Source organism: Nonomuraea sp. NPDC050478 (assembly GCF_044458265.1).
Classification (GTDB): domain Bacteria; phylum Actinomycetota; class Actinomycetes; order Streptosporangiales; family Streptosporangiaceae; genus Nonomuraea; species Nonomuraea ferruginea.
In genome coordinates, this window is the sequence record NZ_JBITHT010000009.1 from 197,913 (window position 1) to 211,544 (window position 13,632).

Genomic DNA, 13,632 nt, shown 5'->3' on the forward strand with positions numbered 1-13,632 from the left:
CGCGACGGGACGCCGATCGTCGTCACCGTCCGGAGGGCACCGCGAACAAGAACGCCCGCATCGGGCAATCAGCGCCGACCCTCTTCTCGAGAAAGGCGCCGGATGCATGACCCTTCGTACCCCGCCACACGGCTGGCCGCGGAGCCGGACGACGCGTCGGTCATCGCGAACTCCCGGCACGAGCCGGAGTGGTTCTCGGTGATCTTCGACCGGTACTTCACCGCGATCCACCGCTACGCCGCCGCCCGGCTCGGGTCCGGCGCCGCCGACGACGTGGCAGCGGAGACGTTCCTGGCCGCGTTCGACCAGCGCGACCGCTACGACCTGACCCGCCCGGAGGCCAGGGCCTGGCTGTACGGCATCGCCACCAACCTCATCGGCCGCCATCGCCGCGGCGAGCTCCGCCTCTACCGGGCGCTCAGCCGTTCGGCCGCCCGCGACGACGTGGAAGGCCACGCCGACCGCGTCACCGACCGGGTGACCGCCGAGCAGCTCAGCCCTCGGCTGGCGCGCGGCCTGCAGGGCCTGTCCCGGGGCGACCGCGACGCGCTGATGCTCGTGGCCTGCGCCGGCCTCAGCTACGCGGAGACCGCCTCGGCCCTGAACATCCCGATCGGCACCGTCAGCTCCCGGGTGAACCGGGCCAGGGCCAAGCTGCGCGAGGCACTGGGTCACGTGGCGAAGGAGGTCTGAATCATGGACGAGCTGCAGGAACTGCGCCGCTATCACGACGCGCTGCCGGAGACCTCCGCGGAGACCATCGGCGCGGCCCGGTCCCGCCTGGCGGATCACGCGCGAAGGCGTCCGCGGGCCCGCCGCCGGCCGGTGTGGGGGCTGGGCCTGGCCGGGGCGGCCGCGCTGCTCACCGTGGCCACGACCATGGTTCCTGGCGTCACCCAGGAGAAGGGCGGCGAGGTCGCCGGGGCGCGGCACTCCCCCGCCGTCACCGAGCTCCGGTTGCGACCGGTGGCGAACGCCCAGGATCTGGCCGACAACGCGGCGGTGCTGGCCTCCGGCGAGCCCGGATGGAGCGCCGGCCCCGAGCAGTGGGGCTACGTGAAGAGCCTGCGGGCCCGGACACGGCTGGACGGCGGGCGATGGCTGATCGGCAGGCCGGAGGTCACGAGCACCCACGAGCAGTGGCGGCGGCTCGACGACAAGGCGTTCGCCACCGTCGAGAAGGGCAGGCTCAAGGTCTCCAAGGGGTCGGAGTTCGAGGTGACCTACCCCTACCTGCTCTCCCTGCCGGCCGACGCCGGCCCCCTGCTGGCCCGCGTCTACCAGACCGTCGACACCGAGAACGCCAGGAATCGCGCCTCCTTCCTGCGCTCGGCCCGGGAACGTGCGGAGAACAGGGGCAAGACCCCCGAGGAGGCGAAGCGGCTGGCCGAGGAGTCGCTGCCCGCGTTCACCTCCCAGCACCGCGACCGGTGGGCGTTCCAGCTGATCGCGATGGGCATGAGGGAGACCGCGCTGCCGCCCAGGCTCCGTGCCGCCATGTACGGCGCGATGGCGAAGATCCCGGGCGTCCGCTACGAAGCCGAGGCATCCGACCTGCTCAAGCGCCGAGGCGTCACCCTCTACCACGTCCTGGACGGCTACCTGCGCGACGAGATCTTCATCGATCCGAAGACCTGCGAGTATCTGGGCTACCGCACCCTCGTGGTCGAGGACCACGAGGACAGGCCTTTCGGGACCATGAAGAAGGGCGAGATCCATGACTGGGACGCCCTGATCGCGGCGGCTGTCGTCGACAAGCCGGGGCAGCGGCCCGGCTGACTCCGCGTGGACCGTGGGGCTCGCCCTACATCCCCGGCGGACTCAGCCGATGCGCCAGGTGTCGCCGCCCATCAGCAGATCGGCCAGATCACCCTGGCCCTTCTGTGTCACCGCTTCGTCGAGCTGGCTGGTCATCAGCGTGTCGTAGGCCGGGCGGTCCACGCTGCGGAAGATCCCGATCGGGACGTGGTCGAACGCGGGCTCGTCCAGCCGGGACAGCGCGAACGCCACCGACGGGTCGGGGTTGTGCGCGTCGTGCACCAGGACCCGGTCCTCCTCCACGCTGTCGCGGGGGACGACCTCCAGGCTGCCGTTCGCCGCCCGGATGACCGCCTTGGAGGCCGAGGCGATCGGCCGGCCGTGTTCCAGCTTCAACGTGATGTCGTCGCGCAGCTCCGGGTCCTTGAGCGGTTCGAAGGCGTTGTCGTTGAAGATGTTGCAGTTCTGGTAGATCTCCACCAGGGACGCGCCCCGGTGCGCGGTCGCCTCCCGCAGCACCGCCTGCAGGTGCTTGCGGTCCGAGTCCAGGGTGCGCGCCACGAACGACGCCTCGGCGCCGAGGGCGAGGGAGATCGGGTTGAACGGCTTGTCCAGCGATCCCATCGGGGTGGACTTGGTGATCTTGCCGACCTCGGAGGTGGGCGAGTACTGGCCCTTGGTCAGCCCGTAGATGCGGTTGTTGAACAGCAGGATGTTGAGGTTGACGTTGCGGCGCAGCGCGTGGATCAGGTGGTTGCCGCCGATCGACAGGGCGTCCCCGTCACCGGTGATCACCCACACGCTCAGGTCCGGCCTGGAGGCTGCCAGCCCGGTGGCGATGGCGGGGGCGCGGCCGTGGATGGAGTGCACGCCGTAGGTGTTGAGGTAGTACGGGAACCTGGAGGAGCAGCCGATCCCGGAGACGAACACGATGTTCTCGCGCTTGAGCCCCAGCTCAGGCAGGAACGACTGCACCGCGGCCAGGATGGCGTAGTCGCCGCAGCCCGGGCACCAGCGCACTTCCTGGTCGGACTTGAAGTCCTTCAGGCTCTGCTTGGTGTCGGTCTTGGGCACCAGCGACAGGCCCTTGCCGTTGACGAGCCCGTTCATGTCAGTCACTGCCGTTCACCTGCTGATCATCACGGTCGATCACGTCCTGGATCACTGCGGCCAGTTCCTCGGCCTTGAACGGAAGCCCGCGCACCCGGTTGTAGCTGATGACGTCGACCAGGAACCGGGCCCGCAGCAGCAACGCCAGCTGGCCCAGGTTGATCTCCGGCAGCAACACCTTCTCGTAGCGCGCCAGGACGTCACCGATGTTGGCCGGCAGCGGGTTCAGATGCCGCAGATGCGCCTGGGCCACCTTCCCGCCCGCCGCCCGCACCCGCCGCACCCCAGCGGCGATCGCACCGTAGGTGGAACCCCACCCGAGCACCAGCACCCGCGCACCACCAGACCCAGACCGGCCAGACCCGGCGTGAGCGCGGGACCTGCCGGGCCCGCCAGGACCGCCGGGCCCGCCAGGACCGCCTGGGACATCGGGGTCGTGAGGGTCGTCGGGGTTGTCGGTGACGTCGAGATTGTGCGGGTCGTGGGGGTCGTCGACCTGGAGATCCGGCACGTCGATGCCGGCCACCTTGGCCGCGCGCAACCGCACCATCCGGTCATGATTGTCCGGATCGTAGGAGATGTTGCCGGTGCCGTCGGCCTTCTCGATACCACCGATACGGTGCTCCAACCCCGGCGTGCCCGGGATCGCCCACGGCCGCGCCAGAGTCTCCGGATCCCGCTGGAACGGCAAGAACGCCCCGTCCTGGCCGTTCGGCTCGGTCGTGAACGGCACACTGATGTCCGGCAGCGCGGACACCTCCGGCAGCCGCCACGGCTCCGAACCGTTGGCCAGATACCCATCCGACAACAACATCACCGGCGTCCGATAGGCCACCGCGATACGAGCCGCTTCCACCGCCGCGTCGAAACAATCCGAAGGCGACATCGGCGCGATGACCGGCACCGGCGACTCGCCGTTGCGGCCGAACAACGCCATCAGCAGGTCGGTCTGCTCGGTCTTGGTCGGCATACCGGTGGATGGGCCGGCCCGTTGCACGTCCACCACGATCAGCGGCAACTCCGTGGTGACGGCCAGGCCGACGGTCTCGGCCTTGAGTGCCACGCCGGGGCCGCTGGTGGTGGTCACGCCGAGCGCGCCGCCGAACGCCGCCCCCAGCGCCGCACCGACACCGGCGATCTCGTCCTCGGCCTGGAAGGTGCGGATGCCGAACTGCTTGTGCTTCGACAGCTCGTGCAGGATGTCCGAGGCCGGGGTGATCGGGTAGGAGCCGAGGAACAGGGGCAGCCGGGCTTGGACGGCGGCGGCGATCAGGCCGTAGGCCAGCGCCTGGTTGCCGGAGATGTTGCGGTACACGCCCGGCGCCAGCCGGGCCGGCTTCACCTCATACGAGACCGAGAACGACTCGGTGGTCTCGCCGAAGTTCCAGCCGGCCTGGAAGGCGGCGATGTTGGCCTTGGCGATCTCCGGCTTCCGCGCGAACTTCGTTTCCAGGAAGCTGATGGTCTGCTCGGTCGGGCGGTGGTAGAGCCAGGACAGCAGGCCGAGCGCGAACATGTTCTTGGCGCGTTCGGCGTCCTTCTTGCTGATGTCGACGTCTTCCAGCGCCTTGACCGTCAACGACGTGAGCGGGACGGCGTGCACTCGCCACTCGGCCAGCGACCCGTCTTCCAGCGGGCTGGCCGGGTAGCCGACCTTGGCCAGGTTGCGTTTGGTGAACTCGTCGGTGTTGGCGATGATGTCGGCGCCGCGCGGCAGGTCGGCCAGGTTGGCTTTGAGCGCGGCGGGGTTCATCGCGACCAGGACGTTGGGGGCGTCGCCGGGGGTGAGGATGTCGTGGTCGGCGAAGTGCAGCTGGAAGCTGGACACGCCGGGCAGGGTGCCGGCCGGGGCGCGGATCTCGGCGGGGAAGTTGGGCAGCGTGGACAGGTCGTTGCCGAACTCGGCGGTGCCCGCGGTGAACCGGTCACCGGTGAGTTGCATGCCGTCACCGGAGTCACCGGCGAACCGGATGATCACCCGATCGAGCTGCCGAACCTGCTTGATCACAGCTCAGACCGCCTCGATGATAGTGGCGTTGGCCATGCCGCCGCCCTCGCACATCGTCTGCAGGCCGTAACGCAGGCCGTTGCGGCGCAGGTGATGGACGAGCGTGGTCATCAGCCGCGCGCCGGTCGCGCCCAGCGGATGGCCGAGCGCGATCGCGCCGCCGAGCGGGTTGACGCGATCGGCCGGGGCGCCGGTCTCCCGCTGCCAGGCCAGGACGACCGAGGCGAAGGCCTCGTTCACCTCGAACGCGTCGATGTCGCCGAGCTTGAGCCCGGCCCGGCGCAGCACCGCCTCGGTGGCCGGGATCGGGCCCGTGAGCATGAGCACCGGGTCCGAGCCGACGACCGCCATGCTGTGCACGCGGGCCAGCGGCGTGAGCCCGAGCCTCCGTACCGCGTCTCCGGAGGCGATCGCCAGCGCGGCGGCGCCGTCGGAGATCTGGCTGGAGGTGGCGGCGGTCAGCCGGCCGTCGGGGACGAGCGGCTGGAGGGTCGCCATCTTCTCCAGGTTGGTCTCGGGGCGCGGGCCCTCGTCGGCCTCCAGCCCGGCGACCGGGACGATCTCGCCGGCGAAGAGCCCGGCGCCGGCCGCCGCGGCGGCCCGCTGGTGGCTGGCCAGCGCGAACTCCTCCATGGCCGCGCGGCTCACGTCCCACTTGGCGGCGATCGTCTCCGCGCCGCGGAACTGGCTGATCTCCTGGTCACCGTAGCGTTCCGCCCACTTGCGGCCGCCCCGGGGCATGCCCATGCCGGCGTCGGCGCCCACGATGGCGGAGGAGGCGATCGGGATCAGGCTCATCACCTCGACGCCGCCCGCCACCACGAGATCCTGCGCGCCGGACGCGACCGCCTGCGCGGCGAAGTGGACCGCCTGCTGGGACGAGCCGCACTGCCGGTCGACGGTGGTGCCGGGCACCGACTCGGGCAGGCCCGCGGACAGCGCGACGACCCTGGCGATGTTGGTCGACTGGGCGCCGATCTGGCTGACGCAGCCGAAGACGACGTCGTCCACGTGCTCGCCGGCGATGCCGGCGCGGTCCAGCAGCGCGGCCACGACCTCGGCGCCGAGGTCAGCCGGGTGGACGCCGGACAGTCCGCCGCGGCGGCGGCCCACCGCGGACCGCACCGCGCCGACGATGAAGGCTTCTCGCATGGTTTCTCCTGTCAACGTCCCTGCCACACGGGAGCCCGCTTCTCGGTGAAGGCGCGGGCGCCTTCGCGGGCGTCCTCGGAGGCACGGACGGGTTCCGATATCTCGCGCTGACGGTCGAACGCCTGCTCGGGCGGCCAGTGCGCGGACTCGGTCATGATCTTCTTGCTCGCCGAGACGGCCAGAGGGCCGTTGGCGGCCACCGCCCGCGCCAGTTCGAGCGCGGACGCGACCGCCCCGCCCTCGGGGACGAGCCGGTTCAGCAGGCCGTGGGCGGCGGCGTCGGCGGCGCTCAGCCGCCTGCCGGTGATCGCCAGCTCCATGGCCAGGTGGTAGGGCAGCCGGTGCTGCAGCCGCAGCAGCGCGCCGCCGGCGGCGACGAGCCCGCGCTGGACCTCGGGCAAGGCGAACACGGCCGACTCCGCGGCCACGATGAGGTCGCAGGCCAGCACGATCTCGAACCCGCCGGCCAGCGCGTAGCCCTCGACCGCGGCGATGAGCGGCTTGCTCGGGGGGCGCTCGACCAGACCGGCGAACCCGCTCCTGGCCGTCGAGGGACGCTCGCCGCGCAGGAAGCCCTTCAGGTCCATGCCGGCGCAGAAGGTGCCGCCCGCGCCGGTGATGACGGCGGCACGCAGACTGGGCGCCTCCTCGTACGCGTCGAGGGCCTGTTCGATGCCCTCGGCGACGGCGAGGTCGACGGCGTTGCGGGCCTGCGGCCGGTTGATGGTGATGAGCCGCACCGGGCCTTCGTCGGCCACCAGGACGGGGGCGCTCATCGGGGAGCCATCCTGATCGCGCCGTCGAGCCGGATCGTCTCGCCGTTCAGCATCGGGTTGGCGATGATGTGCTCGGCCAGGGCCGCGTAGTCGGCGGGGTCGCCGAGCCTGCTGGGGTGCGGCACGGCCGCGCCGAGCGAGGCGCGCACCTCCTCCGGCAGCCGGCCGAGCATCGGGGTGTCGAACACGCCGGGGGCGATGCTGCACACGCGGATGAGCCGCCGCGACAGGTCGCGGGCCGCCACCAGGGTCATGCCCACCACGCCGGCCTTGGAGGAGGCGTAGGCGACCTGGCCGATCTGTCCCTCGTAGGCGGCGACGGAGGCGGTCAGCACGCACACGCCGCGCTCGCCGTCCACCGGCTCGGTGGCGGACATGCGGGCCGCGGCCAGCCGGATCACGTTGTACGAGCCGATCAGGTTGGTGGTGACGATGCGGGTGTAGTCCTCCAGCGAGCCCGGGGCGCCTTCCCTGTCGACGACGCGGACCGTGCCGCCGCGGCCGGCGCAGTGCACGAGCGCGCGCAGCGGGCCGAGTCCGGCGGCGGCGTCGAGGGCCGACGTCACCTGCTCGGGGTCGGTGACGTCGGCGGGCGCGAACCGGCAGCCGAGGTCCGCCGCCACCTGCTCGCCGGGCGAGCCGGGGAGGTCGGCGATGACGACCTTCGCGCCGCCCCGGGCGAGCCGGGTCGCGGTCGCCAGGCCGAGCCCGGACGCGCCGCCGGTGACGAGCGCGACGGATCCTTCCACTTTCACGGTGATGAACTCCTGTTCACAGACGTTCGACGATGGTCGCGTTGGCCATCCCGCCGGCCTCGCACATGGTCTGCAGGCCCCAGCGCCCGCCGGTGCGGCGCAGGTTCCACAGCATGCTGGTGAAGAGCCGGCTGCCGGACGCGCCGAGCGGATGCCCGAGCGCGATGGCGCCGCCGACCGGGTTCAGCACCTCGTCGGCGACCGGGTACTCGGCCTGCCAGGCCAGGGGCACCGGCGCGAACGCCTCGTTGACCTCGGCGTGGTCGATGTCCGCGAGGTCGAGCCCGGCCCGCTCCAGCACCATGGCGGTGGCGGGGATGGGGGCGGTGAGCATCGTCACCGGGTCGTCGCCGCACACCGAGAAGGCGTGGAAGCGCGCCAGCGGGGTCAGGCCGAGGCGCTCGGCCCGCTCCTCGCTCATCACCAGCACGGCGCTCGCGCCGTCGGTGATCTGCGAGGAGTTGCCGGCGGTGACCCGCCAGCCGATCTCCGGGAAGCGCCGGGCGGCCTCCTCGTCCTGGAAGGAGGGCTTGAGCCCGGCCAGCCGCTCGGTGGTGGTGCCCGGCCTGATGGTCTCGTCGCGGTCGACGACGGTCCCGCCGGGCACGGTGATCGGCACGATCTCGTCGCGGAAGTGTCCCGCGTCGGCCGCGGCGGCGGCCCGATGGTGGGAGCGGGCTGAGTAGGCGTCGAGCGTCTCGCGCTCCAGCGCCCACTTGGCGGCCACGAGCTCCGCCGCCACCCCCTGGGAGACCAGGCCGGGCGCGTACCGCTCGGTCACCGAGGGCCCGTACGGGTCGCGGCCCATCCGCGCCGACCCCATCGGCACCCGGCTCATCGACTCCACGCCGCCCGCGACGACCACGTCGTAGGCGCCGGCGAGCACGCCCTGGGCGGCGAAGTGCAGCGCCTGCTGGCTGGATCCGCAGCGGCGGTCGATGGTGGTGGCGGGCACGTGCTCGGGGAACCCTGCCGCGAGCCAGGCCATCCGGCCGGGGGTGACGGACTGGTCGGCCGCCTGGCTGACGCAGCCGACGATCACGTCCTCGACCGTGCCGGGGTCGATGCCGGTACGGTTCACGAGCCCGGCCAGCACCTGGGCGAGCAGCTCGACGGCGTGCAGCTCGGAGAGCGCGCCGCCGGGCTTGCCCTTCCCCATCGGGGAACGGACCGCGTCGACCACCACGGCTGTCCTCATGAGGTCTTCTCCAGCTCGTCGTCGGGGGTGGTCCAGCGGGGCGGGCGCCGGTCGAAGAACGCCTGGGTGCCCTCGCGCAGGTCGCCGCCGAGGAAGAACGGCAGGTTGAGGAACTGGGCGGCGTCCAGCGCCTGCCCGGCCGGCATGTCGGAGAGCAGGGTGAAGGCGCGCCTGCCGAGGCGGACGGCCGCCGGGCTGACCGCCTCGAACTTGGCCGCGTACGCGTCCAGCCCTTCCATCAGGCCGTCGCGGTCGGGGTAGACCTTGCTGACGAAGCCGAGCCGGTGCGCCTCGTCGGCGTCGATGCTCTCTCCGGTCAGCATCATCTCCAGCAGCCGCTTGCGGGGCAGCGACCTGGCCAGGTGCGCCACGATGATCATCGGGAAGAGCCCGATCTTCACCTCGGGCATCGCGAACCGGGCCTTCGGCGTGGCCAGGATGACGTCGCACATCCCGGCCAGGCCCATCCCGCCCGCGTAGGCGGGCCCGTGGACCGCGGCGATCACCGGCTTGGGCGCCTCCAGCATGAGCCGGTGCAGGTCGACGATGGCGCCGGGCCACAGGTACGCGTCCTCGACGTCGCCCTCGGCCAGCTCCCGCATCTGCCTCAGGTCGCCGCCTGCGCAGAACGCGTCCCCGTCGCCGGTCACGGCCACCGAACGCACCTGCGGGTCGGCGAACAGGCCGAGGAAGGCGTCGCGCAGCCCGGCCGCCGTCTCCTGGTCGAGGGGGTTGCGCTCTTTGGCGCGGTTCAGCGTGACGAGCCCGAGGCTGCCGCGCCGGGTCACCAAAATCTTCTCGCCGGCGCTCATCGGCTCTCCTCCGTCTCGCCGAGGACGATCAGTGCGTCGACCGCGACCGCGCCGTGGCCGGCGGGCCTGACGAGCACGGGGTTGAGGTCCAGCTCGGCGATCCGGTCCGCGTGGTCGGCGCCGAGCCGCGACAGGGCACTGACCGTGTCCGCCAGGGCGTCCACGTCGGCGGGCGGGGCGCCGCGGAAGCCGGTGAGCAGCTTCCGGCCCCGCAGCTCCGCGATCATGTCGCGGACCTCGCCGGGCTCCACCGGGGCGGGCCGCAGCACGGCGTCGGAGAGCAGCTCGGTGAGCACTCCCCCGCTGCCCAGTAGCACGAACGGGCCGAACTGGGGGTCCACCACGATGCCGGCGATCATCTCGACGCCGTCGGTGATCTGCTGCTGCACGAGCACGCCCTCGGGGGCGTCGCCGAGGTGTGCCCGCGCGCGGGCGTCGATCCCCTCGTACGCGGCGCGCACGGCGGCGGCGCCGGCCAGGCCGACCTCGACGCCGCCGATCTCGGTCTTGTGCGGGACGCGGGCGTCCGCGACCTTGAGCACGACCGGGTATCCGATCCGCTCGGCGTGCGCCACCGCGTCGTCCGCGCTCGTGGCCAGCGCCTCGGCGGGGACGGCGACCCCGTACTCGGCGAGCAGCGCCTTGGCGGCCGCCTCGTCCAGCGGGCCGGCGCCGCCGGGCAGCGCGCGCGAGGCCGCCTGACCGGACTCCCCGGTCCGGGCCGCCGGGACGGTTCCCGCCCCACCAGACTCCCCGGTGCGGATCGCCGGGACGGTTCCCGCCCCACCGGACTCCCCGGTCCGGGCCGCCGGGCCGGTCTTCCTGGTGCGGGCGCGCTCGGCGCCGCGCCGGTAGGCGGCCAGCGTGCGGACGGCGGTGAACAGCTCGCCCGCCGAGGTGAAGACGGGGATGTCCGCCTCGGCGAACGCCGCCTTCTCCTCGTCGTTGAGCTCCCCGTCCATGGAGTAGATCGCGAGCGGGGTGCGCTCCTTCGGCGCGGCGGCCGCGGCGATCCGCTCGGAGGCGCGCCGCCCGGCGTCGCCGGTCAGCTCCTTGCGCGCGTACACGACCGTGGAAATGGCCGGGTCGGCGTCGAAGGCGGTGTAGGCGGCGGTGGCCAGGCCGCTGTCCCTGGCCACCTCGCCGGTCAGGTCGCACGGGTTGATGGCGGTACCGAAGGCCAGCAGCTCCTCCAGCTCGGCGGTGGCCGCCGGGCCGAGGTCGGGCACGGTGACGCCGGAGCGGGCGGCCCGGTCGGCGAGCGCGCCGGCCTGCCCGCCGGAGACGGACATGATGGCGACGCCGTCGTCCTGGGGCAGCCCGCGTGACAGGTAGAACTTGGCGACGGCGACGACCTCGCTGAGCTCGTCGACCCTGATGATGCCGAGCGAGTCGAAGACCGCCTGGTAGATCTCGTCGGCGCCGGCCAGCGCGCCGGTGTGCGCGGCGGCCCGGCGGGCGGCCTGCTCGGTCCTGCCGACCTTGATGAGCACGATCGGCTTGCCCAGCTCGGCGGCCAGCTCTGCGACCTTGACGAAGTCGCCGGGACGGCGGATGGCCTCGACGAACGAGACCACCATGGAGACCTCGGGGTCCTGCAGGGCGACGGACAGGTAGTCGGCCAGGCCCAGGTCGATCTCGTTGCCGGCGCTGGCGTACAGCCGGGTGCCGATGCCCTCCTCCTTGAGCCGCATGATCAGGGAGGCGGCGGTGGCGCCGCTCTGGGTGATCACCGCGACCCGGCCGGGCTCGACGCCCTGGCCGAAGATGGGCTGGATGGTGGCGAGCGCGCCGGTGGCCAGGTTGCCGACGCCGTCGGTGTTGGGGCCGACGATGCGCAGCCCGCTCTCGCGGGCGGCGGCCAGCATCTCGCGTTCCATGGCCCGGCCGTCCTCGCCGGTCTCGCCGAAGCCCTGCGAGGGCAGCACGGCCACCTTGACGCCGGCGGCGGCGCAGTCGCGTACGGCCTGGACGGTGTTCTTGGCGTTGAGCGCGATGACCGCCAGGTCGACGGGCCCGCCGACGTCGGCGAGCGAGGCGACGCAGGGCACGCCCTCGATCTCGCTGCGGGACGGGTTGACCGGGTGCACGCCGCCCGCGAAGCCGTACTGGACGAGCAGGCGCAGCGGCCACCAGCTGAGCGTGCCGGGCTTGCTCGACGCGCCGATCACGGCGACGGACCGGGGGTTGAAGAGCGTCTGGACGGCGGGTTCCGCGCCGGTGACGGTGATCACGCGACCGCCTCCGGCCGCGGTCCCGTCGGGTAGGTGGGGACGTCCTCGGCGGCGGTGATCTCCATGCGCAGCAGCCAGGCGTACATGGTCTTGCCCAGGTGGTCCGAGCGCAGCGAGCGGGTGCCCCCGCCGTCGAGCGCCCCGGTGAGCACGAAGTTGAGCGCCTTGATGCCGGGGATCTCGTAGCGGGTCACGGTGCCGCGTACGAGGGAGCCGTAGTGCTCCTTGACCCGCTCCTCGGTGAGCTCGCTCTTCAGCGTGGCGTAGCCCGCGTCGTCGTAGGCGACCAGGCCGACGTTGCACACGTCGCCCTTGTCGCCCGAGCGGCCGTGGGCGATGTCGGCGACCCTGATGTTCGCCATCTCAGACCTCCAGAATGTCGACGGCCGCGGTCACGTGCTCGCGGGGGATCAGGCAGGGCCAGAGCGAGAACAGCTCCTTCAGCGGCGGGCGGGTGCCGATGCCGCCCACGCCGGCCGGGCCGTTGTTGTAGAGGGGGACGCTCTCGGTGAAGACCTTGCGGGCCTCGGTCTCGTCCGGGCAGCGGGCGGCGTAGCGCACCACGAGCTCCAGCAGGTCGTCGTCCGCCGGGTCGGGCTCGGCCACCCGGTCGCCCCACATGGAGTTGCGCCCGACGTACTCGATCTGCACGTCGTCGGACTTGAAGCCGGCCCTGTCGAGCCGGTTCTCCAGGAACTCGATGCCGCGCCGGGCCTTGGCGTAGGCGTCGGGCCAGGTGTAGGTGAACTGGACCTCGCCGATGAAGCCGGCCCGGTAGCCCATGTTGACCTTGAGCGTGTCGGGGCGGGCGCGGCCGGTGCCGCCGGTGATGCGGACCTGGTCCGGGCCGACCTCGGTGAGCCGGACGCCGGAGAAGTCGGCCGTGACGTCGGCGGTGAGGTAGTTGGCCGGGTCGAGGATCTCGTACACGAGCTGCTCGCTCACCGTGCCGATGTCCACCCTGCCGCCGCTGCCGGGGGTCTTGGTGATGACCGCGGTGCCGTCCTCGCTGACGTCCGCGATGGGGTAGCCGAGGTTCTCCAGGCCGGGGGTCTTCCACCAGCCGCCGTCGTAGAGGCCGCCGGTGGCCTGGCCGCCGCACTCGATCGCGTGCGCGACGACGGTGGCCATGCCGAGCCGCTCCCAGTCGTCGGCGGCCCAGCCGAACTCGTGCCGCAACGGCCCCAGGTAGAGCGCGATGTCGGTGACCCGGCCGCAGATGACGATGTCGGCGCCCTGCTCCAGGGCCGTCACGATGCCGTCGGCGCCGGTGTAGACGTTGGCGTGGGTGAGCCTGTCACGGACCGAGGAGAGAGGCTCCCCCGTGTCCATGTTGGTGAACGAGACGCCCTGCGCCATCAGCCGGTCGATGTCGCCGCTGATGTCGTCGCCGGTCACCACGGCGATGCGGACGCCGGTCAGGCCGAGGTCCTTGCACAGCTCGGCGACCCGCTCCGCGCAGGCGCGCGGGTTGGCGCCGCCGGCGTCGGTGATGACCTTGACGCCGTTGGTCACGCACTGGCGGATGCTCAGGCGCAGCAGGTCGAGCACGTCACGCGTGTAGCCGTACTCGGGGTTGCGGGACCTCTGCTTGCTCAGGATCGACATGGTCAGCTCGGCCAGATGGTCGCAGCAGAGGTAGTCGATCTCCCCGCGCTCCACCATCTGGACGGCGGGGAGCACGCTGTCCCCCCAGAAAGCCATACCCGCACCCAGTCGGACTGTCTTCACTCGCTGCTCCCCATCACGATCTCACTTGATGCTAATCTTATGCATAGATTCGGCCGCGTCAATCGGTCAGCCTCATCGAATTTCTCCTGGTGGCGGGC

Annotated in this window: 12 protein-coding genes; 2 read left to right on the plus strand and 10 right to left on the minus strand. The window is 72.1% G+C overall.

Translation table 11 applies throughout. The features are described from left to right. Positions 1 to 102 precede the first annotated feature (102 nt). On the plus strand, positions 103 to 693 hold the full coding sequence (locus ACIBF7_RS38360; RefSeq protein WP_271279956.1) for an RNA polymerase sigma factor: 591 nt from the start codon (positions 103 to 105) through the stop codon (positions 691 to 693). A gap of 3 nt (positions 694 to 696) precedes the next feature. Beyond that, positions 697 to 1,779, plus strand: a complete 1,083-nt coding sequence (locus ACIBF7_RS38365; protein WP_271279955.1) for a CU044_5270 family protein — start codon at positions 697 to 699, stop codon at positions 1,777 to 1,779. A 42-nt stretch (positions 1,780 to 1,821) separates the two neighbouring features. On the opposite strand, the gene ACIBF7_RS38370 is transcribed toward ACIBF7_RS38365, so the two are convergent. From ACIBF7_RS38370 to ACIBF7_RS38415, 10 genes are read right to left on the minus strand one after another with little or no spacing between them, the layout of a single operon-like run. Then, entirely contained in the window at positions 1,822 to 2,868 is a 1,047-nt protein-coding gene (locus ACIBF7_RS38370) for a 2-oxoacid:ferredoxin oxidoreductase subunit beta (RefSeq protein ID WP_397199367.1), read from the minus strand. A gap of 1 nt (position 2,869) precedes the next feature. Further along, positions 2,870 to 4,876 (minus strand): 2-oxoacid:acceptor oxidoreductase subunit alpha, encoded by a 2,007-nt coding sequence (locus tag ACIBF7_RS38375; protein ID WP_397199308.1) that lies wholly within the window; start codon positions 4,874 to 4,876, stop codon positions 2,870 to 2,872. A 3-nt stretch (positions 4,877 to 4,879) separates the two neighbouring features. Beyond that, on the minus strand, positions 4,880 to 6,028 hold the full coding sequence (locus ACIBF7_RS38380; protein ID WP_397199309.1) for an acetyl-CoA C-acyltransferase: 1,149 nt from the start codon (positions 6,026 to 6,028) through the stop codon (positions 4,880 to 4,882). 11 nt (positions 6,029 to 6,039) lie between these two features. Continuing rightward, positions 6,040 to 6,804 (minus strand): crotonase/enoyl-CoA hydratase family protein, encoded by a 765-nt coding sequence (locus ACIBF7_RS38385; protein WP_271280221.1) that lies wholly within the window; start codon positions 6,802 to 6,804, stop codon positions 6,040 to 6,042. After that, positions 6,801 to 7,559 carry an SDR family NAD(P)-dependent oxidoreductase gene (locus tag ACIBF7_RS38390; protein WP_219551448.1) on the minus strand — a complete coding sequence of 253 codons (759 nt, stop codon included), beginning with the start codon at positions 7,557 to 7,559 and terminating at the stop codon, positions 6,801 to 6,803. Before ACIBF7_RS38390 ends, ACIBF7_RS38385 begins: the two co-directional genes overlap by 4 nt. A 16-nt stretch (positions 7,560 to 7,575) precedes the next feature. Further along, positions 7,576 to 8,757 (minus strand): thiolase family protein, encoded by a 1,182-nt coding sequence (locus tag ACIBF7_RS38395; protein WP_271280220.1) that lies wholly within the window; start codon positions 8,755 to 8,757, stop codon positions 7,576 to 7,578. Beyond that, on the minus strand, positions 8,754 to 9,569 hold the full coding sequence (locus tag ACIBF7_RS38400) for an enoyl-CoA hydratase/isomerase family protein (protein WP_397199310.1): 816 nt from the start codon (positions 9,567 to 9,569) through the stop codon (positions 8,754 to 8,756). The genes ACIBF7_RS38395 and ACIBF7_RS38400 overlap by 4 nt, the downstream gene beginning before the upstream one ends. Continuing rightward, the gene (locus tag ACIBF7_RS38405) at positions 9,566 to 11,803 is read right to left on the minus strand and encodes an acetate--CoA ligase family protein (RefSeq protein WP_397199311.1); all 2,238 of its coding nucleotides are present in this window, start codon (positions 11,801 to 11,803) and stop codon (positions 9,566 to 9,568) included. Before ACIBF7_RS38405 ends, ACIBF7_RS38400 begins: the two co-directional genes overlap by 4 nt. Continuing rightward, positions 11,800 to 12,165, minus strand: coding sequence for a hypothetical protein (locus tag ACIBF7_RS38410; protein WP_187281122.1), 366 nt, complete (start codon positions 12,163 to 12,165; stop codon positions 11,800 to 11,802). Before ACIBF7_RS38410 ends, ACIBF7_RS38405 begins: the two co-directional genes overlap by 4 nt. 1 nt (position 12,166) lies before the next feature. Further along, entirely contained in the window at positions 12,167 to 13,507 is a 1,341-nt protein-coding gene (locus ACIBF7_RS38415; RefSeq protein WP_148031088.1) for an acyclic terpene utilization AtuA family protein, read from the minus strand. Between the last annotated feature and the right edge of the window lie 125 nt (positions 13,508 to 13,632).